Source organism: Mycobacterium sp. NGS27 (assembly GCF_059813005.1).
In genome coordinates this window covers 417727-444056 of the sequence record NZ_JCALDT010000002.1, presented here as the reverse complement: position 1 = coordinate 444056, position 26330 = coordinate 417727, and the positions used below count along the sequence as shown (strand labels likewise).

The window sequence follows — 26330 nt, the reverse complement described above, 5'->3', positions numbered from 1 at the left end:
CGCCGGTGGGCCGGCGGCAACGAACGCCTTACGTGATCATCGCCACCGTCCAAACCCGAGATTGCCGGGGGTGGCCGATCCGTCCAGTATCTCTTGTCGCGCCCCGTCCGCGAACCTGCAAACTCTAGTGCGCGCGGCTACGGGCGGTCGTGATGCGCCCGGGTGGGCGCTGAGCACGCCGGTATTCGCGCCCAGCAACCTCGTCAACCGGCCCGGCGCACTCGTCAGCAAACTCTGTGGGGGAGGGTCCATCAGGCTCGGACCTCCCGGCAGACCCGCAGCTACCGCAAGAATTCGTTGCCCCGGACGGGTGGTGGGCATAATCGGGGATCAATGGCAGCAGCGAAATTTACGACGCCGCCGACTGCCGGTTAGACTTGACGAAGTTGGCATGTCAGGCGGGTATTGTCATATCGTTTTACGACTTGTCGAGACCGGTTCCAGGCCGCCGTTCAAAGCTGCACGGGCATCCCTAACAGGATCATCTCCGCCTGGGGCACAGCCCATCGAGACAAGACCGAAGGGGTTCTCGCCCGCAACCTCAAGGGTGCGACCTCGTCGGGGCCGCTGGTAACGGCCGCGCGGAACGTTCAGGTGAAGGGTCAGGTGCATATGACGCCCAAGCGCGTCGGGTTATACAACCCCGCGTTCGAGCACGACTCGTGCGGGGTTGCCATGGTCGTCGATATGCACGGCCGCCGTAGCCGCGACATCGTGGACAAGGCAATCACCGCGCTGCTGAACCTCGAGCACCGGGGTGCCCAGGGCGCCGAACCGCGCAGTGGTGACGGCGCCGGCATCATGCTTCAGGTCCCCGACGCTTTTCTGCGCGAGGTCGTCGACTTCGAATTGCCCGCGGAGGGCAGCTACGCCACCGGCATCGCGTTCCTGCCGCAGTCGTCCAAGGACGCCGCGGCGGCCTGTGCCGCGGTGGAGAAGATCGCCGAAGCCGAGGGCCTGACGGTGCTGGGCTGGCGCAACGTGCCCATCGACGATTCGTCGCTGGGCGCCCTGTCCCGCGACGCGATGCCCACCTTCCGCCAGGTCTTCATGGCCGGCGCATCCGGCATGACGCTGGAGCGCCGCGCCTACGTGGTGCGCAAGCGCGCCGAGCACGAACTGGGCACCAAGGGCCCCGGCCAGGACGGGCCCGGTCGCGAAACCGTTTATTTCCCAAGCCTTTCCGGCCGGACGCTGGTCTACAAGGGCATGCTGACCACACCTCAGCTCAAGGCGTTTTACCTTGACCTGCAAGACGATCGGTTGACCAGCGCGCTGGGCATCGTGCACTCGCGGTTCTCCACGAACACCTTCCCGTCGTGGCCGCTGGCGCACCCGTTCCGCCGCGTCGCGCACAACGGTGAGATCAACACCGTCACCGGCAACGAGAACTGGATGCGCGCCCGCGAGGCGCTGATCAAGACCGACGTTTTCGGGACCGAGGCCGACGTCGAGAAGCTGTTCCCGATCTGTACGCCGGGGGCGTCCGACACCGCGCGTTTCGACGAGGCCCTCGAACTTCTGCACCTGGGCGGGCGCAGCCTGGCCCATGCGGTGTTGATGATGATTCCCGAGGCCTGGGAACGCAACGAGACGATGGATCCCGCGCGACGGGCGTTCTACCAGTACCACGCCTCGTTGATGGAGCCGTGGGACGGCCCGGCGTCGATCACGTTCACCGACGGAACCATCATCGGCGCCGTGCTCGACCGTAATGGCTTGCGCCCCTCGCGAATCTGGGTCACCGAAGACGGCCTGGTGGTCATGGCCTCCGAGGCCGGCGTGCTGGACCTGGACCCGGCCAAGGTGGTCCGCCGGATGCGGTTGCAGCCCGGCCGCATGTTCCTGGTGGACACCGCGCAGGGCCGCATCGTCTCCGACGAGGAGATCAAGGCGGAGCTGGCCGCCGAGCACCCGTACCAGGAATGGCTGGACAGGAACCTGGTTCCGCTCGACGACCTGCCGCAGGGCAACTACAAGCGGATGCCGCATGACCGACTGGTCAAGCGCCAGCAGATATTCGGCTATACCTACGAGGAACTCAACCTCCTGGTCGCGCCGATGGTCCGCAGCGGCGCCGAGCCGATCGGGTCGATGGGCACCGACACCCCGGTCGCGGTGCTCTCGCAGCGGCCCCGGATGCTCTACGACTACTTCCAGCAGCTCTTCGCGCAGGTGACCAACCCGCCGCTGGACGCCATCCGCGAGGAGGTGGTGACCAGTCTGCAGGGCACCACCGGCGGCGAGCGCGACCTGCTCACGCCGACCGAGCGTTCGTGTCATCAGATCGCGTTGCCGCAGCCGATTCTGCGCAACCGGGAGCTGGCGAAGCTGATCAACCTCGACCCGGATGACGAGGTCAATGGTCGCCCGCATGGCTTGCGCTCCAAGGTGATTCGCTGTCTGTACCCCGTCGCCGAGGGCGGCGCCGGGCTGGCTGCCGCGCTCGAGGAGGTGCGGGCGCAGGCGTCGGCGGCGATCGCTGACGGCGCGCGGGTGATCATCCTGTCCGACCGTGAATCCGACGAACAGATGGCGCCCATCCCCTCGCTGCTCGCGGTGGCGGGGGTGCACCATCACCTGGTGCGCGACCGGACCCGGACCCACGTCGGGCTGGTGGTGGAGAGCGGGGACGCCCGCGAGGTCCACCACATGGCCGCGCTGGTCGGCTTCGGCGCCGCGGCGATCAACCCGTACATGGCGTTCGAGTCCATCGAGGACATGCTCGATCGCGGCGTCATCGAAGGCATCGACCGCAAGAAGGCGCTCAGCAACTACATCAAGGCCGCCGGCAAGGGTGTGCTGAAAGTCATGTCCAAGATGGGCATTTCGACGGTGGCGTCGTACACCGGGGCCCAGTTGTTCCAGGCGGTCGGCATCTCCGAGGACGTGCTCAGCGAGTACTTCACCGGCTTGAGCTGTCCCATCGGCGGCATCACCCTGGACGACATCGCCGCCGACGTCGCCGCCCGGCACGCGCTGGCCTACCTGGACCGCCCCGATGAGCGGGCCCACCGTGAGCTCGAGGTGGGCGGGGAATACCAGTGGCGCCGCGAGGGCGAGTACCACCTGTTCAACCCCGAGACCGTGTTCAAACTGCAGCACGCGACGCGCACCGGCCAGTACAAGGTGTTCAAGGACTACACCCGCCTGGTCGACGACCAGAGCGAGCGGATGGCATCGCTGCGCGGCCTGCTCAAATTCCGGGCCGGGATCAACCCCCCGATTCCCCTGGAAGAGGTTGAGCCCGCCAGCGAAATCGTCAAGCGCTTCTCGACCGGGGCGATGAGCTACGGCTCGATCTCCGCCGAGGCGCACGAGACGCTGGCCATCGCGATGAACCGGCTGGGCGGCCGGTCCAACAGCGGTGAAGGCGGCGAAGACGTCAAGCGGTTCGACCGCGATCCCAACGGCGATTGGCGGCGCAGCTCGATCAAGCAGGTCGCCTCCGGGCGGTTCGGCGTCACATCGCATTACCTGACGAACTGCACCGACATCCAGATCAAGATGGCCCAAGGTGCGAAACCCGGTGAGGGCGGCCAGCTTCCGGGGCACAAGGTGTACCCGTGGGTCGCCGAGGTGCGCCACTCCACCCCCGGCGTCGGCCTGATTTCGCCGCCGCCGCACCACGACATCTACTCCATCGAGGATCTGGCGCAGCTGATCCACGACCTGAAGAACGCCAACCCGTCCGCGCGGGTGCACGTCAAGCTGGTCTCCGAGAACGGCGTCGGCACGGTGGCCGCGGGCGTATCGAAGGCCCACGCCGACGTGGTCCTGATCTCCGGGCACGACGGCGGCACCGGAGCGACTCCGCTGACCTCGATGAAGCACGCCGGCGCTCCGTGGGAGCTGGGGCTGGCCGAGACGCAGCAGACGTTGCTGCTGAACGGATTACGGGACCGCATCGTGGTTCAGGTCGACGGCCAGCTCAAGACGGGCCGCGACGTGATGATCGCGGCGCTGCTCGGTGCCGAGGAATTCGGCTTCGCCACCGCGCCGCTGGTGGTCTCCGGCTGCATCATGATGCGGGTCTGCCACCTGGACACCTGCCCCGTGGGGGTCGCCACCCAGAACCCGGTGCTGCGTGAACGCTTCACCGGCAAGCCCGAATTCGTCGAGAACTTCTTCATGTTCATCGCCGAAGAGGTGCGCGAGTACATGGCGCAGTTGGGATTCCGCACCATCAACGAGGCCGTCGGCCAGGTGAACTCGTTGGACATGACGCTGGCCCGGGCCCACTGGAAGGCGCACCGGCTGGATCTGGCCCCGGTGCTGCACGAGCCGGAATCGGCGTTCATGAACCAGGACCTGTATTGCAGCTCGCGCCAAGACCACGGTCTGGACAAGGCGCTGGACCAGCAGTTGATCGTGATGAGCCGCGAGGCGCTGGACTCCGGAAAGCCGGTGCGGTTCTCCACGACCATCAGCAACGTCAACCGCACGGTGGGCACTATGCTCGGCCACGAGGTCACCAAAGCCTATGGCGGACAAGGGTTGCCGGACGGAACCATCGACATCACCTTCGACGGCTCGGCGGGCAACAGCTTCGGCGCGTTTGTGCCGCGCGGCATCACGCTGCGTGTCTACGGCGACGCCAACGACTACGTCGGTAAGGGCCTGTCCGGCGGCCGGATCGTGGTTCGGCCTTCCGACGACGCGCCCCAGGACTACGTCGCCGAGGACAACATCATCGGCGGCAACGTGATCCTGTTCGGCGCGACCAGCGGCGAGGCGTACCTGCGCGGGGTCGTCGGCGAGCGGTTCGCCGTCCGTAACTCCGGGGCGCACGCCGTCGTCGAGGGTGTCGGCGACCATGGTTGCGAATACATGACCGGAGGGAAGGTTGTCGTCCTCGGTCGCACCGGCCGCAACTTCGCGGCGGGCATGTCCGGCGGCGTTGCCTACATTTACGATCCGCAGGGCGAATTCCCAGGCAATCTCAACGCGGAGATGGTCGAGCTCGAGAGCTTGGATGAAGATGACTACGAGTGGTTGCACGGCATGATTCAGGCACACGTTGATGCCACCGATTCCGCTGTCGGCCAGCGCATTCTGGGCGACTGGCCGCAACAGCAGCGGCACTTCGCCAAGGTGATGCCCCGGGACTACAAGCGGGTGCTGCAGGCCATCGCCGAAGCCGAACGCGACGGCGTGGATGTCGACAAGGCGATCATGGCGGCCGCGCATGGCTGATCCGAGCGGCTTCCTGAAATACACGCATCGGGAATTGCCGAAGCGCCGGCCTGTCCCGCTGCGGTTGCGTGACTGGCGCGAGGTCTACGAAGAGTTCGACAACGAGACCTTGCGCGAACAGGCGACCCGCTGCATGGACTGCGGTATTCCGTTCTGCCACAACGGTTGCCCACTGGGCAACCTGATCCCGGAATGGAACGACCTGGTGCGCAGGGATCGGTGGCGCGATGCCATCGAACGGCTGCACGCCACCAACAACTTTCCGGACTTCACCGGGCGGCTGTGCCCGGCGCCCTGCGAGCCGGCCTGTGTGCTCGGCATCAACCAGGATCCGGTGACGATCAAGCAGATCGAGCTGGAGATCATCGACAAGGCCTTCGACGAGGGCTGGGTCCGGCCGTTGCCGCCGGAGGAGAAGACCGGAAAAAAGGTCGCCGTGGTCGGTTCCGGGCCGGCGGGTTTGGCCGCCGCCCAGCAGCTGACGCGTGCCGGGCACACGGTCACCGTGTTCGAGCGGGCCGATCGCATCGGTGGACTGCTGCGGTACGGCATCCCGGAATTCAAGATGGAAAAGCGCGTCCTCGACCGCCGGCTGGACCAGATGCGAGCCGAGGGCACCGAGTTCCGGGCCGGGGTCAATGTCGGCGTCGACATCACCGCCGAGCAACTGCGCGCCGACTTCGACGCCGTGGTGCTGGCCGGCGGCGCCACCGCCGGGCGTGATCTGCCCATCCCTGGGCGGGAACTGGACGGGATCCACCAGGCGATGGAATACCTGCCGTGGGGCAACCGCGTGCAGGAGGGCGACGACGTGCTGGGCCCCGACGGGGAGCCGCCGATCACCGCCAAAGACAAAAGGGTCGTCATCATCGGTGGCGGGGACACCGGCGCCGACTGCCTGGGCACCGCGCACCGGCAGGGTGCGAAGGTCATCCATCAGTTCGAGATCATGCCGCGCCCGCCGGAGACGCGCGCGCCGTCCACCCCGTGGCCTACCTACCCGCTGATGTACCGGGTGTCCTCGGCGCACGAGGAAGGCGGCGAGCGGGTGTTCTCGGTCAACACCGAGGAATTCGTCGGCGAAGACGGCCACGTGACCGCGCTGAAGGCGCACGAGGTGACCATGCAAGACGGCAAGTTCGTCAAGGTCGAGGGGTCCGAGTTCGCACTGGAGGCCGACCTGGTGTTGCTGGCGATGGGATTCGTCGGCCCCGAGAAGGAGGGCCTCCTCACCGATCTCGAGGTGAAATTCACCGAGCGCGGCAACGTCGCCCGCGGCGCCGACTTCGACACGTCGATTCCGGGCGTCTTCGTTGCCGGCGACATGGGTCGTGGCCAGTCGCTGATCGTCTGGGCGATAGCTGAGGGCAGGGCCGCTGCCGCCGCGGCGGACCGATACCTGATGGGGTCGACTGCGCTGCCGGCGCCGGTCAAGCCGACCGCGGTGCCGCTTCAGTAGTAACACCAGTCACACGAGAAACACGGCCGAGTTCGTTCGGCGAGTCTCCCACTGTTTGCCAGACGGTAGGTGTGTAATAACCCGTTGTGAGCCCGCTCACATGGGGGTCACACCGTTTCCCGGTTGAACGGACCGATCGCAGGAGAGATTCTTGTGCATATCCACCCATTGCCTCGGACACGGATGGGGCGAATCGCCTGGTCATGGTTGCGTCACCCGGTGAAAAGTCGTGAATTTCCGGCCAAGCATGAGCGTCTGGTGACCGCTCAGGACTTGCTGCTGTTCGGTGCGTGACGGCCCGGCCGACGCCGGCGGTGGCGCGGGCCGGGTTTGCTCAGCGGGCGCCGGGCGGAATTTTGCCGGACGGTTCGATGACGCCCCGTGAAAACGGCATCACCGATCCCATAGGCCCGAGTCGCGGATCGCCTCGGCGAGCGGTTCCAGCACGGCCGGGTCGTGTGGCGGGGGAAGGTAGACGATGCCCAGATCCAAGCCTTCGGCGGCCAGCCCGGCCGCGTCCTCGATGACTTTCCCGTAGTCCAGGTCCGGCTCCAGGCGCAGGTGCGCCGAGAGCGTGATCTCCTTGGGATCGCGGCCGATGTCGGCACAGTGCGAGGCCAGGACGTCACGCTTGTGGGCGAAGACGTCGGGCGGCCCGCCCACGAAGTTCCAGTGCTGGGCGTAGCGGGCGGTGATCCGCAGCGTGCGCTTCTCCCCACTGCCGCCGATGCAGATCGGCGGGTGCGGCCGCTGCGGACCCTTGGGCTCGTTGCGAGCACCCTTGAGCCGGTAGAACTTGCCGTCGAAATCGGTGGTCTCCTGGCTGAGCAGGCTGGTCAGCACCTCGCACGCCTCCTCGAAGCGGTCGAAGCGTTCCCTGATGCTGCCCAGTTCGATGCCGTAGGCGCCCGACTCCTCTTCGTTCCAGCCGGCACCGATCCCCAGCTCGAGCCGCCCGTTCGAAATGATGTCCAGCGCGGCAGCCATGTTGGCCAGCACCGCCGGGTGGCGGTAGTGGATCCCGGTCACCAAAGTCCCCACCCGCAGCCGCTTGGTGGCCTGCGCGAGCGCGGTCAGCGTCGTCCAGCCCTCCAGGCAGGGCCCGCTGCTGTCGGAGAAGATCGGATAGAAGTGGTCGAACGTCCAGCCGGACTCGTAGACCTCGATGTCATCGGCCGCTTGCCAGACGGCGAGCATCTGCGCCCAGGTGGTGTTCTGCGGGGAAGTCTTGAAAGCGAATCGCATGCCGACGACGTTAGCCGGTATTTATGAAGGGCAACTAAACTGAGGCGCGCGATGACTGCTGCATGTTGCTCCCTCGGAATAGACACCAAGATCACCCTGCTGGCGGCGGGCCTGATCTTTCTGCTCGCGCTGATCCTGGGCGTCTGGAAATACCGCGAGATGATGACGTCGGAGAACCACCTTGCGCATCCGTACGTCGACATCGCGCACCGGGCCGCGCTGCTGTATTCGTTCGCGACGCTGCTGCTGGCCGTCTTCGTTGCGCTGAGCGCCTGGCCGGTGTGGGTGAACCTGACGGCCGCCGGCGTCGTCGTCTTCTTTTTCGTGGCGGCGATCCTGGCCTACATCTACCACGGAGCGCGGCGCGACACCGTCAACCAATTCGAAAACGCCGATCGGAGTGTTGCGGTGGCGATGGCGGCGCTGATCGCCGGGGAGATCGGCGGGTTCGGCGTGCTGCTCGCCGGATTCGTCGCCGGCCAGCTCGTGTGAGCGGGGCGGGCACACTGGAGTCATGGATCCGGTAGCGGCGTTACGGCAGATCGCCTACTTCAAGGACCGGAGCCGGCACGATCCCAGGCGGGTGATGGCCTATCGCAACGCGGCCGACATCATCGAGTCCCTCGACGAAGCGACCCGGGAACGGCACGGCCAGGCCAACAGCTGGCAGACGCTGCCTGGGATCGGCCCCAAGACCGCCAAGGTCATAGACCAGGCGTGGTCCGGCCGCGAGCCGGACCTGTTGGTCGAATTGCGTTCCAGCGCCGAGGATCTCGGTGGCGGTGATATCCGCTCCGCGCTGCGCGGTGATCTGCATCTGCATTCCAACTGGTCGGACGGCTCGGCGCCGATCGAGGAGATGATGGCCAGCGCGGCGGCGCTGGGCCACGAGTACTGCGCGCTGACCGACCATTCGCCGAGGCTGACCATCGCCAACGGCCTCTCGCCGGAGCAGTTACGCAAGCAGCTCGATGTCATCGAGGGTTTACAGGAGCAGTTCGCGCCGATGCGCATCCTGACCGGGATCGAGGTCGACATCCTTGACGACGGCAGCCTCGATCAGGAACCCGAGCTGCTGGCGCGCCTCGACGTGGTGGTGGCGAGCGTGCATTCCAAGCTGTCGATGGACGCCCCGGCGATGACGCGGCGCATGCTGCGCGCGGTGGCCAACCCGCACACCGACGTGCTCGGTCACTGCACCGGCCGGCTGGTGTCGGGCAATCGCGGCATCCGGCCGGAATCCAAGTTCGACGCGGAGGCGGTGTTCACGGCATGCCGCGACCACGGCACGGCGGTCGAAATCAACTCCCGGCCCGAGCGCCGCGACCCGCCGTCCCGGCTGCTGAACCTGGCGCTGGAGCTCGGGTGCGTGTTCAGCATCGACACCGACGCCCACGCGCCCGGCCAGCTGGACTTCTTGGGTTACGGCGCCCAGCGCGCGCTGGACGCCGGTGTTCCCGTCGACCGGATCGTGAACACCTGGCCCGCCGAGCGGCTGCTGGAGTGGACCGGCGCGAATTGAGGCGGCCGCTCAGACCCGCGCCGGTTCGGCGTGCTCGGGAACGGGTGCGCCGCTGCGGCCGGCGCCCTGCAGCAGGTTGGCGGCGCCGACTGTCGCGCAGGTCGCGGCCGGGATGAGCAACGCGTAACCCCCCAACCGGGCCCCGAACACGATCCCGGCCACGCCGCCGGCGAGAAACAACACGAGCGTCGTCGCCAGTATCGCCGTTTTCCAGTTCTTGATTCCGTGTAGGCGGCCGCGACCGAGGATCAGCCCGAGGTCGGTGACGGTGCCGGTGAAGTGCGTGGTGCGGATCGCCATTCCGCGAAAGCTCGATGTCAACCCGTTTTGCAGGCCGAGCGCCGCGGCGGCGAACAGCGCCTGCACCGCGGTTCGCTCGATGCCCAGGGCGTCGATCTGTGCACTGACCACGGTCTCCGCGGTTCCGGCCGCGGCGAGTGCGAGCAAGGCTGCCTCGAGGAAGAGCACGGTGGCGTGGCGTGGGCCCGCCAGAGCATCGGTGGGTGCGAGGATCGTCCCGGCTATGGTCGCTCCCGTCAAGAAGCCCAGAAAGATTGCGCCGAGCACGTGGCCTTCGTACAGCCACGGGTTGGCCGTGTTCATGCCCAGCTGGGTGGTGATCCCGGTCAGATTACCGACGGGCACCGCCAAAATCAGCAGCGCCACGGCGTTGACGAAGCCGGCGGACAACGCGAGTAACGCGCTGTAACCGAGTAGGAGACCCTCGCGGGGCAGGCCGGTGTCGCGGGATTGGCGCGGCGGCATCGGATTCAGTTGCTCACTTTCGAGGTCGGGTTTTGGCCAGCCTAACAATCGGGCTGTCGCACAAGCGGTGTCGCCAGGCTGATTCAAATCAACCTCACATCATCCAAAAGTCTTGTGGCAGCGAATAACTAGCGAGGCCACCGGCGACACATCAGTCGGGAAGGTGCGGGATCTCTGTACCCGGATCGCGGCCGACCAAAACCGCGGGCGTCAGCGCGGACTTGCCGTACCGATCCCGCACGCGGTCGATGGCCGCGTCGATGGCGAGTCGGTTGTTGTCGTCATCGAACGGCAGCGTCAGCTGTTGGGCACCGCTGCGGTCGATGCCCGACACCGCGAACCCGACCAGCGTCAGCCCGCGCGAAGCGATGAGCGGCGCGGCGTCCGCGACCAGTTGGCGTGCGGCTGCCAGGAGGGGCGCCGTGGACGAGGTGGCCCACGGCAACGTGTGCGATCGGGTCGCGCGCGTGAAGTCGTCGAAGCGCAGCCGCAGGATCACCGTGCGACCGGTACGCCTCGCCGCCCGCATGCGGCCGGTGATGCGGTCGATCAGGTTCACCACCACCGCGTCGATATCGTTGTCCGACATGGTTTTTCCGGCGCGTCCCAGCGCCCGCTGAGCGCCGACGGACCGGCGGCGCACACCGGTGGTCACCCGACGGCGGTCGATATTGCGGGACAGCGCGTACAGCTGGCGGCCCATCGCACCGCCCACCATGGAGCCCAGCGCAGACTCGCTGAGCTCGGCGACGTCGGCGACGGTCACGATGCCGTGCGCGCGCAGCTTCTCGGCGGTGACCGCGCCGACGCCCCAGAGCCGGCGCACCGGCAGCGGCCGCAGGAACGTCAGCTCCTGATCGGGCGGCACCAGCAGTAGCCCGTCGGGCTTGGCTTCCTGGCTGGCGACCTTGGCGAGGAATTTCGTGCGGGCGACGCCGACGGTGATCGGCAGCCCGACGCGGTCGCGCACGTCGGCCCGCAGCCGCTCGGCGATGGCAACCGGCGTGCCGCTGACCCGGCGCAGCCCGCCGACGTCGAGGAACGCTTCGTCCACCGACAGCGCTTCGACGATCGGGGAGCAATCGCGGAACACCTCGAAGACGGCGTCACTCGCGCGCGAATACGCGCTCATCCGTGGGGGCACGACGACAGCGTGTGGGCACAGCCTTCGCGCCTGCGACCCGCCCATGGCCGTGCGCACGCCGTAAGCCTTGGCCTCGTAGCTCGCGGCCAGCACCACACCGCCGCCCACGATCACCGGGCGGCCGCGCAGGGTGGGGTCGTCGCGCTGTTCGACGGACGCGTAGAACGAATCAAGGTCCGCGTGCAGGATGGAAGCATCACTCCGCACGAACACATGTTCGCATAGGGTGCCGACAGGTGCTGGTCAGCAGGCCTTGCCGTAGACGCTGCTGACCCAGACGTGCACCAGCGTGTCGAGCAGTTGCTCGTCGGGCACCGACGGCCGCCCGTCGGCGAACGAGCTGAGCATGACCTTTTCGTTGAGCAGGTTCAGTGCCGCGGAGAGATTGCGGGCCGGCAGGGTGACCGGGGCGGCGCCGCGGGCGCGTTCGGCTTCGATCACGGTGGTGGTGTGCTCGACCCATTTCTCCATGAAGCGCGACCACAGCTCGCCGACGTCCTTGTTGGTGCGCGCGGCGTCGGCGGCCAGCGACACCGCCCGATGCGCCCCGAACGTCTCGACGAACACGTTGATCCCGATGCGCCACAACGCTTTCAAGTCGGCGGGCGGATTGGCGACCATGGTCTCCAGCGCGGAGTCGGCTTCCATGATCACGCGCTCGAACAGGGTGAACAGCACCGCGTCCTTGGACGGGAAATAGAAGTAGAACGTCGGCCGCGACAGTCCTGCGCCCTTGGCCAGGTCGTCGACTGAGATGTCGGCGAGCGCGCGTTCCCTGAGCAGCCGCTCGGCGGTGGACAGGATGGCCAGTTCACGGTCGTCGCCAGACGGGCGCGCCGAACGCCTGCCTCGGTGGGTGCGGGCGGAACCGACGGTAGTCACGGGCGCTACTTTACACGGTGTTGAAAATTTCGACACACTGTTGACTGTCTCAACACGGTGTTGATAACGTGGGCCTCATGACTGAGCACCTAGACGTCCTCATCGTGGGCGCCGGAATCTCCGGCGTGAGCGCGGCCTGGCACCTGCAGGAACGCTGCCCGACAAAGAGCTACGCCATCCTCGAACGGCGCGCCGACCTGGGCGGGACGTGGGACTTGTTCAAATACCCGGGCATCCGGTCGGACTCCGACATGTTCACCCTGGGCTTCCGGTTCAAGCCCTGGCGCTCGGCGAAGTCGATCGCCGACGGCGCCTCGATCAAGGCCTACATCAAAGAGGCCGCGGTCGAGAACCGGATCGAGCAGAACATCCGCTACCGCCACCGGGTGGTGGCCGCGGACTGGTCGGACACCGACAACCGCTGGACCGTGACGGTCGAACACGACGGCCACCAGAGCGAGATCACGTGCTCGTTCCTGTTCGCCTGCACCGGCTACTACAACTACGACGAGGGATATTCGCCCACCTTCCCCGGCTCGGACGACTTCGGGGGCACCATCGTCCACCCGCAGCACTGGCCGGAGGACCTCGACTATGCGGGCAAGCGGGTCGTCGTCATCGGGTCCGGCGCCACCGCGATCACCCTGATTCCCGCCCTGGTCAATTCGGGTGCCGGGCACGTCACGATGCTGCAACGCTCGCCGACCTACATCGGCTCGCTGCCCGGGGTCGATCCGTTCGCCGTCAAGGCCAACCGGCTGCTGCCCGACCACCTCGCACACATGGCCAATCGGTGGAAGGCCATCGCGTTCAGCACCTTTCAGTATCAGCTGTCCCGCAAGGCCCCCGGCTACATGCGCAAGACGTTGATGACCATGGCGCAGCGGCGCCTACCGAAGGGCTACGACGTCGAAAAGCACTTCGGCCCGCGCTACAACGTCTGGGACGAGCGGCTGTGCCTGGCACCTGACGGCGACTTCTTCCGGACCATCCGGCACGGTAAGGCCGACGTCGTCACCGACACCATCGATCGGTTCACCAAGACCGGTATCAAGCTCACCTCGGGTGAGGAGTTGGCGGCCGACATCATCGTCACCGCAACGGGATTGAACATGCAGTTGCTGGGCGGGGTGAAGCCGACCCGTAACGGCGAGGACATCGACCTGACGTCGCTGATGACCTACAAGGGCCTGATGTTCTCCGGCGTGCCGAACTTCGCCATCACCTTCGGATACACGAATGCGTCCTGGACGCTGAAGGCCGACCTGGTCTCCGAATTCGTCTGCCGGTTGCTGAACTACATGGACGCCAAGGGTTTTGACTTCGTGGAGCCCCAGCATCCGGGCAACGCCGTCGACGAGCTGCCGTTCATGGACTTCACGCCCGGCTACTTCCGGCGCTCGATGCACCTGTTGCCCAAGTCGGGGTCGCGGGCGCCGTGGCGGCTCAAGCAGAACTACTTCGTCGACATGCGCACGATCCGGCGCGGCAAGGTCGACGACGAAGGCTTGAAGTTCGCGAAAAAGCCGGCCCCGGTGGCGGTTTAGCGGTCACTGTCCTGCCGCGACGACGACGATCCCGTCGTCGTCGCTGTAGGCGATCTCGCCCGGCACGAACGTGACCCCGCCCAGGGTGACCTCGACGTCACGCTCGCCGGCGCCGGTCTTGGTGCTCTTGCGGGGATTGGTGCCCAGCGCCTTGATGCCGATGTCCATGCCCCGCAACGTGGCCGAGTCGCGCACCGCGCCGTTGACGATCAGCCCGGCCCAGCCGTTGGAGCGGGCCAGCTCGGCGATGACGTCGCCGACCAGCGCGGTGTGCAGGGAGCCGTCGCCGTCGATGACCAGGACGCCACCGCCGCCCGGCTCCGAGAGCACCGATTTCAGCAGCGCGTTGTCCTGAAAGCACCGCACGGTGTGGATCGGCCCGGCGAATTCGGCCCGCCCCCCCAACTGGCGGAATTGCACGTCGCAACTGCGGACGTCGGCCCCGATGCTGTCGACGAGATCGGCCGTCGGCCGGAAAGGCACCGTCACTTCTGACACGTTGGGGCTCAGCGGCGGCGCAGCTGGCGGATGAGCAGGAGGGCCAGCAGGCTCACCGCCAGAGCCACGAGGAGCGGCACCGGAGACTGACCCGCCGCCGGGCCCGCGACCGCGGGAGAGACCGGGTTGTTTGCGGCCTCCACCGTGGACTTCGCCTGTGCGGCAGCATCTTTGGCGGCGGCGGTCAGGTCGCCATTGCTTTCCGCGCGCTGCTGCACGTCGACCGGCTGCTCGGCCGGCCGCCCGGGGGGTTCCGGGGGCGCGGGTTCGGCCTTCTTTGCCGGCACCTTCTTGGCGGGTGCTTTCTTGGCCGGCGCCTTCTTGGCGGGCGCCTTTTTCGCAGGTGCTTTCTTGGCGGGTGCTTTGGCGGCCTTTTTCGCCGCCTCGGCGGGCGGCTTCTTCTCCGGCGGGGTGACGGCGCCGTCGGGTGCGCTGTTGATTGGGTCCTGCGGGTCTGCCATGCGGCCGCTCCTTGAGCTTCCTCTGTCGTCGTTGCCCTCGCTCGCCGGGTTCAAGGTCCCATCATGCCAGGACGCCTCGGGGCACCTCGGTCGCCGGTGGCCGGGCACCGCTGTTACCGTCGGCCCCGCGCCGCCCACAACGCGCCGCCGGCGACGAGCGCCACCGCGACCGCCACGAACGGCCAGACCGGGAGCGCGCCGCCGCCGTCCGGACCCGCCACGGGGGGCCCCGGCGTGCCGGTCCCGGGCACGGTGAGCCTAAACGACCACGACCCGGACACCACGTGGCCGTCGGCGGACGTGACGCGGTAGTTCACCGTGTACGTCCCGGCCGGCCCGAGCGCGCGCAGGGCAATGCCGACCACCGCGCCCTGCACGGCGGGCTCGCCCTCGGACCACACGTTGCCGTCGGGCCCGACCACCGTCATGGCGGCGAACGTGGTCTGCAACTGCTCGTTGAAGGTGGCGCTCACCCGCTGCGGAGCGGCCGTCAGCGCCGCATCGGCCGCGGGATCGGTGGATATGCGGGCGGCGTGAGCCGACGCGGCCGGCGCGGTCAGCGCGGCGATCACGAACATGACGGCGACGCACGCACCAACCGCCAGGCGCCTCATGCCCGGCGGCGGATCAGTGCGACCGCGACGCTTGCGGCCGCGACCACCAGAGCCACGCCCCCCAGCAGCCGGGCGGTGTTGTCGGCCGCGGTCGACCGCGCCGCGGCGGGCGCGGGGCTGGGCGACCCGTGGTGTTGATGTGCACTCGCCGGGGCCGTGGCGAGGCTGATCGTGGGCACCGGGTGCTCCGGCTCGCTGCCGTCGGGCAGCGGTGGCTGGTCCCACTTCACGACGGTTCCGTCGGCGTAGGTCTGCGTGGCGGGGAAGCTGACGGTATCGGTGTCGGGCAGCTTCACCGACAGCCGGAACAGCCCGAATTGATCTGGCCCGATCCCGCCGGTGAGGTTGGCCGTCCACGTCACCGAACGCACGGTGCCCGACGCGGCGTCCCGGTCGAGCTTGGCCGTCCAGCCGGGCAGGCTTTCGGTGCGTGCCGAGGCGACGTTGGGAAGCGTGACGGTCAGCGCGGTGGTGAGCGCCCCGGTGTTCGATTCGTTGGGCACCTGGAACGTGACGATCGCCATGGCCCCGCGTACCGCGTTGTCGCTGCTGGCGTGCACGTGCGCCCAGGCGGCGGGGGTTTGGGCCGCCGTTCCGAGATAAAGCGCGACGGCCGAGAGGGTCGCGATCAGGCTGCGGGAGATCCACCTGCTGCGCGTTGACATCAAGGTGCTGCGTTCCGTGCGGGTGGTCAGCTCAGCCCGAGGCGGGCCATCAGGTCCGCCTCGATCCCGTCCAGCTGCGACGAGATGGCGGAGTGGGCCGCGCGGCGCCGTGCGGCGGGCATGTTCTCCGCGGCGGTGATCGCCGCCGACAGATCGGTGAGCCGCTCGCCGATCGCGGACACGAACTGCTTGGTCTCGGCATCCTTGGGCTTCTTGTCCTGCACCATCCGCAGCGACTTCTCCGCCCCCGCGATGCGGGCCGACAGCTGGGCGCCGTGACCGGAGAACTGGCCGATCTGGGCCAAGGGAATGCCGAGCTGATCCGCGCGGCGCTGATCGACCTGCGCGCGGACCGCGACGGCCGCACGGTAGATCAACGGGGTGAGGATCGGGGCGAGCAGCCGAGCTACCGTCAGCACCCGGCGGATTCGGGTGGGTGAGAAGATCTTGCCCTCCCGCACGGCTTTGAGTTCGGCCTCGGCGACTTTCAGTGCATTGCGGTCGGTGTCTCGCTGCGCCTTGAGCTGCGCGCGCAGCGCCTTGGCCTCCGCCCGCTGCGCGGATTTGACGCGGCGAACCTCGTTCTTGGCCGCCAGCTTGGCCTCGAGCTTCGCGCGGGCCTTGATCGCCCGGGCTTCAGCGCGACGCGTCGCGCGACTCTTTCGCTTGCCGAACAAGCCCATTCCCGGCCGCCTCCCGGTTATCTCGTGGATTAGCTCTCGCGTTTACGCGATCCGCTGAGCCAACCCTAATCGGAATCGGCGGGCGGCAACCCCCCAGGGCGGGCCCTACAACCGGCGGCCAGCGCGGACGTCAGGCGTCCAGGTGCTCGGCCCGGCGTAGCTCGCTGACCCGCTCCATGACCTCACGCTGCGCCTCGGGGGAAAGCTCGGCCGTGCGCACCGCGATGCGCCGCACATTGTCGTCGCGCGTCGTGGCCAACCACGACAACTCCTTGTCGAGCTTCTCGTAGTACTCGTCGTCGGTGAAGTAGGCCGACTTGATCCGGAAGAAGTTGGCCAGAGCGGCCATGGTCGCCGTCGACGGGTTGGTGCGGTTACCGGAACGCAGCTGAGAGAGGTAGGGAGCCGACATCGTGATGCCCTCCGCCTTGAGCGCCGCGATCACTTCGGCAGAGGTGTGCGGCCCGCGTCCGGGCGGATACACCGTGTCGAACAGGCGGTTCAGGCGAGCAGCGAACGTCGTGCTCATCGATATGACCTCCACTTGGCTGTAGAAGTGAACTATTACCTAGGTGTATTTGCTGACCATGGTAGCGAGGCTTGGTAACCCTAGCCAGGTGCAAACCCCCGGGGAACGCCGCCCGGCATAGCTGGCGGCTACCAATTCCTCACTTGACGAGCGTCTAACTGATTCGCTGGGGTGTCCACTAAATCTATGGAACTCACAGGTTATCCGCAGAATTCGGCGGTCGTCGCGACGTGGCGGGCGAATGCCCCGCTGACGGGTGCGATAATATGTCGCGCGGTGCTGGGCGATCGCTCCGCAACGAATCAGCAACCTGGGGCGATTCGGCACGCCCTTTGCTGCCGAGTGCGAAAAGGCGCTTCCGTGCCCGGGAAACGGCACCCGAACGTCGATGGGCGAGGCGTCGTTAACTTAGCCGGTACCGGGCCGCCCCGCGCCGATTGCCGCGACGGTTCGGCGGCGCCGCAGCGTTTGCGCGACCGCGATTACGGCCGCGATGACCGCCACGGCGATGGTCGCGGCGACGGCCACCCAGCGCCAGCCCAGCGCGCTGTCGAACAGCATCCACAGCCCGAAGGCGAGGAAGAGCAGGCCGCCCGCTGCGTGCAGCAGTTTCTCCGGCAGGCGCCGGTGCAGCAACCGTCCCGCGGCGATCGCCAAACCGTCGGCCAGCACCATGCCCACCGTCGAGCCGAGCCACACCCCTATCCAGTCGTGATCGCTGGCCAACGTCACGGTCGCCAACGCGGTCTTGTCGCTCACCTCCGCGAGCGCGAACGACGACACCACGGTCAGGAAGGCGAATCGCGGGTCGCGCTGCTGCGACACCGCCTCGTCGGTCGCCGCGCCCTCACGCCAAGCCCATACCGCGAACGCGACGAACGCGAACGCCGACACGAAGGCGAGCGGCCGCGCCGGCAGGGCAGCGCCCAGGAAGTGGCCGACGGTCACCGACACTCCGTGCACTGTGAAAGCGGCGAGCGCCACCCCGCTCAGCACCACCCACCACCGGTAGCGCAGGGCGTAGGTCATGGTGATCAGCTGGGACCTGTCACCGAGCTCGGCGACGAATACCACGCCGAGCGTCAACAGCGTGGCGGCGAGCATGGCGGACGACCTTTCGACACGTCGTCGACGACAAGTCGTCGAACTCCGGTCGAAGGTCTCGCCCACCGGGTGAACCGGTTCGCCGGCCGGGCTGTGCGCCAGTATGTCGACTCGACGATTGGGGGCTACTCCCCTTCGCTAACGATCCCAGGCTAATGGGGCCGCTCGGCGTCCGCCAGCGGGATAGCGGAGTTCGGCCGGCCATATTTCCGGCATTCGAGACCCGAACTGTTCCCGGGCATTTCGCTATGCGGCGAGCAGCATTGCCAGTATTGCCGTATCGGGGTGAGTGATCGGGTCGACGCCGACCCGGCTCACCATCGAGGTGATGGTGCCGTCCGCTTCCGCCTCCACCCAGGCCGCCCGATGCTCGAGTCCCAGATATGGCAACCCGGGCAGCAATACGCACCCCGAGGCCGCCCCGGTGCATTCGGGCAGTGACGGCGTCGTTTCCGAGGGCGGGTGCAGCATCAGCAGGGCCGGCGGTTGATGATCTGCGAAATAGCCCGGCTGGATAGCGGATTCACCGAATACCGTGCCCTCGGCCAGCACCAGCCCAACCGTGCCGGGCTCGGGCTCGTCCGGCAATTCCTCACGGGCTCCGAAGACCGTTGTGGTGGAAAGCAATCCGGGCAAAGACGCGACTCTGACCGCGACCATGAGCAGCTGAGCCCATTCTTTGGTCGAGTCGGGCCAGCGCCCGGAGATCACGAACCCTTTCAAGGCCCCGCGGGAATGGAACGGGGAAATCCCGATAGGTCCGTCCGACCCAGTTTCCATTTCGACCTCCGCGCGACGCCTCCGCTTGGAATAACCACACTGGTAAGCCCGAATAATTAAGCATGCCTGCGGTTTAGGCGCGGTGCAACACGACACGGTCTGCGGCGCACGCGCGCTTTCCGGCAGTCGATCACTGGTCAGAAACGACGGGGACGCCGCGCCTACCGCGCGACGCCCCCGCCGATGGAGATGAAACTCAGCCGAAAATCAGGCCCTGCGTTTGCGACGTCGCAGCCGCGTAGCGCTTCTGCACGTCCGCCCAGTTGACGACGTTCCAGAAGGCCTTCACGTAATCCGCCTTGACGTTCTTGTACTGCAGGTAGAAGGCGTGCTCCCACATGTCGACCTGCAGCAAGGGGATGATGCCCAGCGGAACGTTGGCCTGCTGGTCGTACAGCTGGAAGGTCAGCAGCCGGTTGCCGAGGGTGTCATAGCCCAGGACCGCCCAGCCCGACCCCTGCAGGCCGTTGGCGGCGGCGCTGAACTGCGCGCGGAAGCGGTCGAAGGATCCGAACGCGTCGTCGATCGCGGCGGCCAATTCGCCAGTCGGCTTGTCGCCGCCGTCCGGCGACAGGTTCTTCCACCAGATCGAGTGGTTGACGTGACCGCCCAGGTGGAAAGCGAGGTTCTTTTCGTTCAGGAAGATCGCAGCATGGTCCTCATTGGCGCGGGCCTCTTCGAGCTTGGACAGAGCGTCGTTCACACCTTTGACGTAAGTGGCGTGGTGCTTACTGTGGTGGATCTCGTTGATCTGCCCCGAGATGTGCGGTTCCAACGCTGCATAGTCCCAGTCCAAGTCGGGCAGGGTGTATTCAGCCACGGCGTTCCTTTCTTCGGTTGTCGTCTTGACGCTCAGTCGCGCGGGACCGCCTCACGGCGGCCAGCCGTTATCAACCCTGCTCCATGGCCGCGCGCTCCGCAAGAACGACGCTTGTGAGCCGAGACGCGGATACCCGCTCGGCGGAAATTCAAGACAAGACGATGATCACGAGCACCGCGAGCAACGCCAGGGCGATCAACCCGGCGCGCAGTGCGGCGATGCTGTAGCTGTGATTCCACGCCGCCGAACCGCAGTACGACTTCGACGGGTCCGGTGCAGCCGGACCGAACGAATGCGTGGCCATCAGTCGCCTTCCACCCCAGTCACCCCGTCTCAGTGAGGTGAGTCACAAATACATTTCGCGAACGCGATCATAGCGCTTCATGGCGAGCTTGAGAAATGATGCACTGAGCTCTGCGTTGGCGATAACCGCAGGGCATCCGGGGGACACGGATCGGCGGCTGGTACGGCCGTGCCATTGCTTAGCAAGGCAAGTTATTTCGCTCAGCGACCGGGCTGGGGGCCGTCGGGACGTGGGTGGAAGCCCGGCTTGTTATCCACAGAGACAATACGGTCTGCCGCCAGAGGCTGTAGCGATGCTTTCTGTACCCACTTCGGGGGTGTGGATAAACCTGTGGAAACTGTGGATAGTCTTCGGCGGGTGGGTCGGTTGCCGAGTTGGCTCCTACGGACGTCGCGCGCGGGCCGCGGCCGGCGGTCCCCCGGCCCGCGTCGAGACGGCGTTAGTCTGGTCCGGTGATCCAGGTGTGCTCCCAGTGCGGCACGCGCTGGAACGTGCGCGATCGACAACGCGAATGGTGTCCCCGCTGCCGTGGGGCCCTGATGGCGCCCACGCAGGATGGCCCCCCGGCCGACCCGCGGTGGAGTGCGCCCGGCGCACCGACGCAGGCGCGCCCGCCGGCGGCGCCGAGGTGGCAGCGCACGCCGCCGCGGCTGCCGCCGGGCTACCGCTGGATAGCGGTGCGGCCCGGGGCAGCGCCGACGACCCGCCGCGGCCGCCGTCCACTCGGCCCCACGCCTCGCTACGCCGTCATACCGCGCTGGGGATTGACCGACCGCGTCGAGCAGACGGCTGCCGCCGCGGCAGCACCCGCGCAGGCCGGGCCGCCCGCGCAGATCGTCCGCACCACCTCCTTCGTCAGCGTTCTGGTGCTCAGCATCGCCGCCCTGGTCTACGTGGTGCGGTACGTGCTGCTGGTGATCAACCGGAACACGTTGCTGAACTCATGGGTCGCGATCGGAGCGGACTGGCTCGGCGTGCTCGCCAGCGTTGGCGCGGGTGCGGCCGTGATCGCCTCGGGCGTGCAGCTGATCCGTTGGATGATCGCCCGCCGCGCCGCCGTTTTCGCCCATCACGCGTTGCCTGAACAACGCTCGCCACGGGCGCTGTGGGCGGGCTGCGTCGTGCCGCTGGCCAACCTGCTGTGGGCCCCGGTGTACGTGATCGAGCTGGCGCTACTCGAAGAGCATTACGCCCACCTGCGCAAGGCCATCCTTCAGTGGTGGGGCGCGTGGGTGTGCAGCTACGCCGTGTCCATCGCGGCCATCGCGACCAGCTTCGCCACCGACGCGCAGGGCATCGCCAACAACACCGTTCTGATGGTCTTCGCGTACCTCTTCGCGGCCGCGACGCTGGCTGCCGCCACCCGCGTCTTCGAGGGATTCCAGCGCAAACCCGTCGCGCGGCCCGCGCATCGCTGGGTCGCGGTTCCCGACGACCGGCCCGCCGCGCCGGCGTCGACCGATCCGGTTGAGTTGAAGGGGCAGGAACCGGCAGCATAGGGGTATGACGTGGGCCGACGAGGTGCTCGCCGCGCACCCCTATGTCGTCGCCCACCGCGGCGCCTCGGCCGCGCGGCCCGAACACACACTGGCCGCCTACGATCTCGCACTCAAAGAGGGCGCCGACGGCGTCGAATGCGACGTGCGACTGACGCGTGACGGACATCTGGTGTGTGTGCACGACCGCCGGCTGGACCGGACCTCGACCGGGGCGGGTTTGGTCAGCACGATGACGCTCGCCGAGCTGCGCGAGCTCGAGTACGGGGCGTGGCACGACAGCTGGCGCGAAGACGGCACGCACGGAGACACGAGTTTGTTGACGCTGGACGCGCTGGTTTCGCTCGTGCTGGATTGGCGTCGGCCGGTGAAGCTGTTCATCGAAACCAAACACCCGGTCCGGTATGGCTCGTTGGTGGAGACCAAGCTGCTCGCGGCGCTGCACCGTTTCGGCATCGCCGCACCCGCATCGGCAGACCGGTCCCGCGCGGTGGTGATGTCGTTCTCGGCGTCCGCGGTCTGGCGGATCCGGCGGGCCGCGCCGCTGCTGCCGACGGTGCTGCTCGGCAAGACCGCGCGCTATCTGACCAGCGGCGCGGCCACCGCCGTCGGCGCCACCGCCGTCGGGCCTTCGCTGACGACGCTGAAGGACTATCCCCAGCTCGCCGACCGCGCGATCGCCCAGGGCAGGGCGGTCTACTGCTGGAACGTCGACGACTACGAGGACATCGATTTCTGCCGCGACGTCGGGGTGGCGTGGCTGGCCACGCACCACCCGGGGCGCACCAAGGCGTGGCTGCGGGGCAACCGCGCGGGCGAGGGCGGCGGTTAGACCGACCGCTACTGTTGCTCGCCCGATGCGGCAGGCACCGGCGCGTCGGACGCCAACGCCTGGAACAACCTGGCCGCCTCGTCGTGGTTCCACACCACGACTGAGCCGGCGCCGCCGCTGGTGAAATCCCCGATCGGGACCGTCATCGCGGTGGGCGTCCCGTGTAGTGCCCAGCCGAGCCGGGCCAGGTCCCAGACGTGGTCGAACTGGTCGACGGTCAGGGCGTCGGCGGCTGCGCGAGTCACCGCGTACCAGCGCCACGGATTGAGCCACACCGCAGGGCTGGCGGCGCGATGCAGCAGCGCCGTAACGAACTGCCGTTGATTGACCATTCGGTCCAGGTCGGCGCGCGGGGTGTCGCGCGATCTGACGTACCCGAGGGCGTTGCGACCGGTCAGGGTCTGGCAGCCGGCCGGCAAGGCGATGCCGGCCAAGGGGTCGTCGACCGGCGCCTTCGGGCATACGGTCACCCCGCCGAGCGCGTCCACGAGCGCGGCGAACCCGCCGAAACCTATCTCGGCGTAATGATCGAGGCGCAGCCCGGTGGCCCGCTCCACCGTCTGAATCAGCAACTGCGCACCGCCCGTCGCGAACGCGGCGTTGATCTTGTCCTTGCCGAGGCCCGGGATGGGCACGTAGGAGTCGCGCGGGATGGACACCATGGTCGTCGGCGCGGCGGATCCGAGACTGGGCAGGTGAACCAGCAGGATCGTGTCGGTACGGCCGTTACCGATGTCGCCGCCCGTGGCCAGGTCCTGTTGCTGCTCGGCGCTGAGCCCCTGACGGCTGTCCGACCCGACGATCAGCCAGTTGGTGCCGCGGCCGGCCGCGGGGCGGCCGGGATAGTCGTCGAACACCCGCTCGCGGTGCAGTTTGTAGTCGAACCAGACGGCCCCGGCGGTGATGCCCGCACCGATCAGCAACACGCCGACCAGCAGGGCCGCCGCCATCCTGCGAACCCAGCGGAGCTTGCCCGGCTTGCGGCTCGGCGCTTGCGGTCGGGGCGGCGCGACCCGCGGCGCCGGCGAAGCGGCCGCAGGAGGGGGTGGCGTCGTCCGTCGATGCAGCGGCTGGGTCTTTTCGTTCGGCGACGGCGGCGGCGTGTCCGGACGGCGGATCACCTGCGGCGGTTCGGCGCCCGGTTGCCCGGGGCGCGGTCGCGGGGGCGGGCTCGACCCTGCGGGCCGCCGCCGCTGCGGTGATCGGTCGCCGTTCACCCGGTTAACCTACGTGCCCGGGCCCCCGCCGCGTTGGTACGCCGCGGCTTCGGCTAACCGCGCGCGCGAAGACCGTTGATGAACGGGCATCCCATCAGCACCCGGATGGCCTGGCTCAGGCCGGTCATGTCGTCGACCGGTTTGTGGAACGGCAGCCGGACGTCGTGATCGCGGTCGTCGCCCTCGACGCGGAACCGGACGCCGTAGCGGTCCAGTCCGAGGGGCCGCACGTGCCCGCGGCGCAGCGGCGCCGGGAGCCTGGACACCAGCCGCGCCAGGATGTCGCTGTGGGCGGTGTCCAAATGCCACAGCAGGTTCGACTCGAGCGCGCAGAACGGGTCGGGCCGCGCGCCGAGCAGGTCGGCCACGCTGACCGGCTCCGCGCCGGTGGCATCGGTGACGACCACCGAGGCGATCTCGAGCCGCAACAGCGTGTAGCGCGGCTCGTTGCCGTGGGCGGGAGCGCATCGCGGGGTTTCGACGCCCAGCAGGGCCGGATCAGGGCATTCGGCGGCGATCAGGTCGAGCGTGTCGACGATCTCGGCCGGGTGCACCTCCTGGAGGTGCCCGCGCACCCAGACCAGCGAACGGACCGGTTCGCGCAGGGGGAGCGGCGCGTAGTCGGTCAGCTCCAGCAGCGCTGGGGATCCCGAAATGGGACGCGTGAGCTCGCGTTCCCGTTCGACCGGAACCGCCAGCGCAACGGACCCGTCGGCCATCAGGTGATGCACCGGGGTGGCGACCGGGTCGGCATGCTCGATGGCAAGCAGCGCGCCGCTGGCGCGGACGCAGGCGCTGCGGATGCGTTCGGCGGTGGTCGGGGCGGGGCAGCTTGACGGTAATACCATTCTCATCCTTCGCTTAGGTAAGCCTAAGTTAACTTACCGGCGGTGTCGTCGCAAGGGTTTTCCGGCCTGCCCGCCGCTAGGGTTGGGGCGTGGCCCGCATCGCATACCTCGGTCCGGAGGGGACGTTCACCGAGGCGGCGCTGCGACAGATCACCGCCGCCGGCCTGGTCCCCGACAACGGGTTGGGTGAATTTCGATCCTCGCCCGTCGAAAGCAACTCCGCGGCGCTGGACGCCGTGCGCGATGGCGCCGCCGACTACGCCTGCGTCCCGATCGAGAATTCGATCGACGGTTCCGTGACGCCCACGCTGGACAGCCTGGCCATCGGCTCACCCCTACAGGTGTTCGCCGAAACGACCCTGAACATCGCGTTCAGCATCGTGGTCAAACCGGGCCGCAGCGCCGGGGATGTGCGAACGCTGGCCGCCTTCAGTGTGGCGGCGGCCCAGGTGCGCCACTGGGTGGCCGCCAACCTGCCCGATGCCGCGCTGCGGCCGGCCTACTCCAACGCCGACGCCGCCCAACAGGTGGCGGAGGGACACGTCGACGCCGCGGTGACCTCCCCGCTGGCCGCCGAGCGCTGGGGGCTGGCCGCCCTGGCCGACGGGGTCGTCGACGAAGTCAACGCCCGCACCCGCTTCCTTCTGGTCGGTCGCCCGGGGCCGCCGCCGGCGCGCACCGGGGCCGATCGCACCTCGGTGGTGCTGCGCATCGACAACGCGCCCGGCGCGTTGCTGGCCGCGCTCGCCGAATTCGGTGTCCGTGGCATAGACCTCACCCGCATCGAATCCCGGCCCACCCGAACCGGACTCGGCACCTACCGATTCTTCGCCGATTGTGTTGGTCATATCGACGACGACGCGGTCGCCGAGGCACTCAAAGCGCTATACCGTCGTTGTGCTGATGTGCGATACCTAGGATCTTGGCCCACCGGCTCGCCCGCCGGAGCGTTGCCGCCACCGGCGGACGAGGCCGCGCGCTGGCTCACACAGCTGCTCGACGGCAAGCCCGACGCGCGGGGGGCGCAGCGGTGAGAGGTCGACTGATCCTGGTGCGACACGGCCAGTCCTTCGGAAACGTCGAGCGCCGACTCGACACACGCCCGCCGGGCGCGGAGCTGACTCCGTTGGGGCGCGACCAGGCCCGCGCGTTCGCCCGCCATTCGGGGCGGCCGGCGATGCTCGGACACTCGGCGGCCACCCGGGCGTTGCAGACCGCCGCGGTGATCGGGAGTGAGCTCGAGATGCCTTCCATCGAGATGGCCGGCGTCCACGAGGTCCAGGTCGGGCGGCTGGAAAACCGCAACGACGACGACGCGGTCGCCGAGTTCAACGCGATCTACGAGCGCTGGCACCACGGCGAACTCGACGTCGCGCTGCCCGGCGGCGAAACCGGCAACGACGTGCTGGACCGCTACGTACCGGTGCTCACCGAGCTGCGCCTGCGTTATCTCGACAACCACGACTTCCAGGGCGACATCGTCGTCGTCAGCCATGGCGCGGCGATCCGGCTGGCGGCCGCGGTCCTGGCGGGTGTGGAGGCCGACTTCGCGCTGGACAATCACCTGGACAACACAGAATCGGTGGCGTTGACCCCGATCACCGACGGGCGGTGGAGTTGCGTGCGGTGGGGAAGCTTGACGCCGCCGTTCTATCCGAAGGAAGAAGCGACCCCGGTCGCGGACGCGGTGCGGTCAGGCACCGATCCGATGGGCTGACC

General features: G+C 67.9%; 26 protein-coding genes. 10 read left to right on the top strand and 16 right to left on the bottom strand.

Annotation, left to right across the window (positions count from 1 at the left end; all coding sequences use genetic code 11):
- The first annotated feature begins 612 nt into the window (after positions 1-612).
- The 3 genes from gltB (at position 613) to AC5Y30_RS06700 (ending at position 6949) form a co-directional block, all read left to right on the top strand.
- Positions 613-5196: a glutamate synthase large subunit gene (gene gltB / locus AC5Y30_RS06710; RefSeq protein ID WP_499917308.1), complete on the top strand. Its 4584-nt coding sequence runs from the start codon at positions 613-615 to the stop codon at positions 5194-5196.
- Complete coding sequence (locus AC5Y30_RS06705) at positions 5189-6655, top strand: glutamate synthase subunit beta (protein ID WP_499917307.1); 1467 nt, start codon at positions 5189-5191, stop codon at positions 6653-6655. The genes gltB and AC5Y30_RS06705 overlap by 8 nt, the downstream gene beginning before the upstream one ends.
- Positions 6656-6778: 123 nt before the next feature.
- Entirely contained in the window at positions 6779-6949 is a 171-nt protein-coding gene (locus AC5Y30_RS06700) for a hypothetical protein (protein WP_499917695.1), read from the top strand.
- A gap of 99 nt (positions 6950-7048) precedes the next feature.
- Here the strand turns inward: AC5Y30_RS06700 and AC5Y30_RS06695 are convergent, their stop codons facing one another.
- Entirely contained in the window at positions 7049-7900 is an 852-nt protein-coding gene (locus tag AC5Y30_RS06695) for an LLM class F420-dependent oxidoreductase (RefSeq protein WP_499917306.1), read from the bottom strand.
- Between the two features lie 51 nt (positions 7901-7951).
- On the opposite strand from AC5Y30_RS06695, the gene AC5Y30_RS06690 reads away from it, so the two are divergent.
- The gene (locus tag AC5Y30_RS06690; RefSeq protein WP_499917305.1) at positions 7952-8392 is read left to right on the top strand and encodes a hypothetical protein; all 441 of its coding nucleotides are present in this window, start codon (positions 7952-7954) and stop codon (positions 8390-8392) included.
- Between the two features lie 22 nt (positions 8393-8414).
- Entirely contained in the window at positions 8415-9422 is a 1008-nt protein-coding gene (locus AC5Y30_RS06685) for a PHP domain-containing protein (RefSeq protein ID WP_499917304.1), read from the top strand.
- A 9-nt stretch (positions 9423-9431) separates the two neighbouring features.
- On the opposite strand, the gene AC5Y30_RS06680 is transcribed toward AC5Y30_RS06685, so the two are convergent.
- The 3 genes from AC5Y30_RS06680 to AC5Y30_RS06670 all read right to left on the bottom strand — a co-directional run bounded on the left by AC5Y30_RS06680 (position 9432) and on the right by AC5Y30_RS06670 (position 12213).
- Positions 9432-10187, bottom strand: coding sequence for a YoaK family protein (locus AC5Y30_RS06680; protein ID WP_499917303.1), 756 nt, complete (start codon positions 10185-10187; stop codon positions 9432-9434).
- 151 nt (positions 10188-10338) lie between these two features.
- Positions 10339-11544, bottom strand: coding sequence for a DNA polymerase IV (dinB, locus tag AC5Y30_RS06675; RefSeq protein ID WP_499917302.1), 1206 nt, complete (start codon positions 11542-11544; stop codon positions 10339-10341).
- Between the two features lie 30 nt (positions 11545-11574).
- A complete protein-coding gene (locus tag AC5Y30_RS06670; RefSeq protein WP_499917301.1) occupies positions 11575-12213 on the bottom strand; it encodes a TetR/AcrR family transcriptional regulator in 639 nt (212 codons plus the stop codon).
- 77 nt (positions 12214-12290) lie between these two features.
- Here AC5Y30_RS06670 and AC5Y30_RS06665 point away from each other — a divergent pair, with 77 nt between their 5' ends.
- On the top strand, positions 12291-13760 hold the full coding sequence (locus tag AC5Y30_RS06665; protein WP_499917300.1) for a flavin-containing monooxygenase: 1470 nt from the start codon (positions 12291-12293) through the stop codon (positions 13758-13760).
- A 3-nt stretch (positions 13761-13763) separates the two neighbouring features.
- On the opposite strand, the gene rraA is transcribed toward AC5Y30_RS06665, so the two are convergent.
- The 10 genes from rraA to AC5Y30_RS06615 form a co-directional block, all read right to left on the bottom strand.
- Complete coding sequence (gene rraA, locus AC5Y30_RS06660) at positions 13764-14249, bottom strand: ribonuclease E activity regulator RraA (protein WP_499917299.1); 486 nt, start codon at positions 14247-14249, stop codon at positions 13764-13766.
- Positions 14250-14266: 17 nt separating this feature from the next.
- On the bottom strand, positions 14267-14719 hold the full coding sequence (locus AC5Y30_RS06655; RefSeq protein ID WP_499917298.1) for an Rv3852 family protein: 453 nt from the start codon (positions 14717-14719) through the stop codon (positions 14267-14269).
- Between the two features lie 113 nt (positions 14720-14832).
- Positions 14833-15333, bottom strand: a complete 501-nt coding sequence (locus AC5Y30_RS06650) for a copper resistance CopC family protein (protein ID WP_499917297.1) — start codon at positions 15331-15333, stop codon at positions 14833-14835.
- Positions 15330-15998 (bottom strand): YcnI family copper-binding membrane protein, encoded by a 669-nt coding sequence (locus AC5Y30_RS06645; RefSeq protein ID WP_499917296.1) that lies wholly within the window; start codon positions 15996-15998, stop codon positions 15330-15332. The genes AC5Y30_RS06650 and AC5Y30_RS06645 overlap by 4 nt, the downstream gene beginning before the upstream one ends.
- A gap of 26 nt (positions 15999-16024) precedes the next feature.
- Positions 16025-16681: a DUF6474 family protein gene (locus AC5Y30_RS06640; protein ID WP_499917295.1), complete on the bottom strand. Its 657-nt coding sequence runs from the start codon at positions 16679-16681 to the stop codon at positions 16025-16027.
- 130 nt (positions 16682-16811) lie between these two features.
- A complete protein-coding gene (locus tag AC5Y30_RS06635) occupies positions 16812-17210 on the bottom strand; it encodes a transcriptional regulator (RefSeq protein ID WP_499917294.1) in 399 nt (132 codons plus the stop codon).
- Between the two features lie 408 nt (positions 17211-17618).
- A complete protein-coding gene (locus tag AC5Y30_RS06630; protein ID WP_499917293.1) occupies positions 17619-18314 on the bottom strand; it encodes a TMEM165/GDT1 family protein in 696 nt (231 codons plus the stop codon).
- Between the two features lie 246 nt (positions 18315-18560).
- A complete protein-coding gene (locus AC5Y30_RS06625; protein ID WP_499917292.1) occupies positions 18561-19094 on the bottom strand; it encodes a peptidase in 534 nt (177 codons plus the stop codon).
- A 196-nt stretch (positions 19095-19290) separates the two neighbouring features.
- On the bottom strand, positions 19291-19914 hold the full coding sequence (locus AC5Y30_RS06620) for a superoxide dismutase (protein WP_499917291.1): 624 nt from the start codon (positions 19912-19914) through the stop codon (positions 19291-19293).
- 148 nt (positions 19915-20062) lie between these two features.
- Positions 20063-20218 (bottom strand): hypothetical protein, encoded by a 156-nt coding sequence (locus AC5Y30_RS06615; protein ID WP_197694716.1) that lies wholly within the window; start codon positions 20216-20218, stop codon positions 20063-20065.
- Positions 20219-20670: 452 nt separating this feature from the next.
- Between AC5Y30_RS06615 and AC5Y30_RS06610 the strand changes: the two genes are divergently transcribed.
- Both AC5Y30_RS06610 and AC5Y30_RS06605 read left to right on the top strand, forming a co-directional pair.
- Positions 20671-21717: a DUF4328 domain-containing protein gene (locus tag AC5Y30_RS06610; RefSeq protein ID WP_499917290.1), complete on the top strand. Its 1047-nt coding sequence runs from the start codon at positions 20671-20673 to the stop codon at positions 21715-21717.
- A gap of 4 nt (positions 21718-21721) precedes the next feature.
- Positions 21722-22546: a glycerophosphodiester phosphodiesterase gene (locus AC5Y30_RS06605; RefSeq protein WP_499917289.1), complete on the top strand. Its 825-nt coding sequence runs from the start codon at positions 21722-21724 to the stop codon at positions 22544-22546.
- A gap of 8 nt (positions 22547-22554) precedes the next feature.
- Here the strand turns inward: AC5Y30_RS06605 and AC5Y30_RS06600 are convergent, their stop codons facing one another.
- Positions 22555-23763: an LCP family protein gene (locus tag AC5Y30_RS06600; RefSeq protein ID WP_499917288.1), complete on the bottom strand. Its 1209-nt coding sequence runs from the start codon at positions 23761-23763 to the stop codon at positions 22555-22557.
- A 53-nt stretch (positions 23764-23816) separates the two neighbouring features.
- Entirely contained in the window at positions 23817-24611 is a 795-nt protein-coding gene (locus AC5Y30_RS06595) for a DUF2470 domain-containing protein (protein WP_499917287.1), read from the bottom strand.
- 89 nt (positions 24612-24700) lie between these two features.
- On the opposite strand from AC5Y30_RS06595, the gene pheA reads away from it, so the two are divergent.
- Both pheA and AC5Y30_RS06585 read left to right on the top strand, forming a co-directional pair.
- Positions 24701-25645 (top strand): prephenate dehydratase, encoded by a 945-nt coding sequence (gene pheA, locus AC5Y30_RS06590; protein ID WP_499917286.1) that lies wholly within the window; start codon positions 24701-24703, stop codon positions 25643-25645.
- Entirely contained in the window at positions 25642-26328 is a 687-nt protein-coding gene (locus AC5Y30_RS06585; RefSeq protein ID WP_499917285.1) for a histidine phosphatase family protein, read from the top strand. Before pheA ends, AC5Y30_RS06585 begins: the two co-directional genes overlap by 4 nt.
- Positions 26329-26330: the final 2 nt, after the last annotated feature.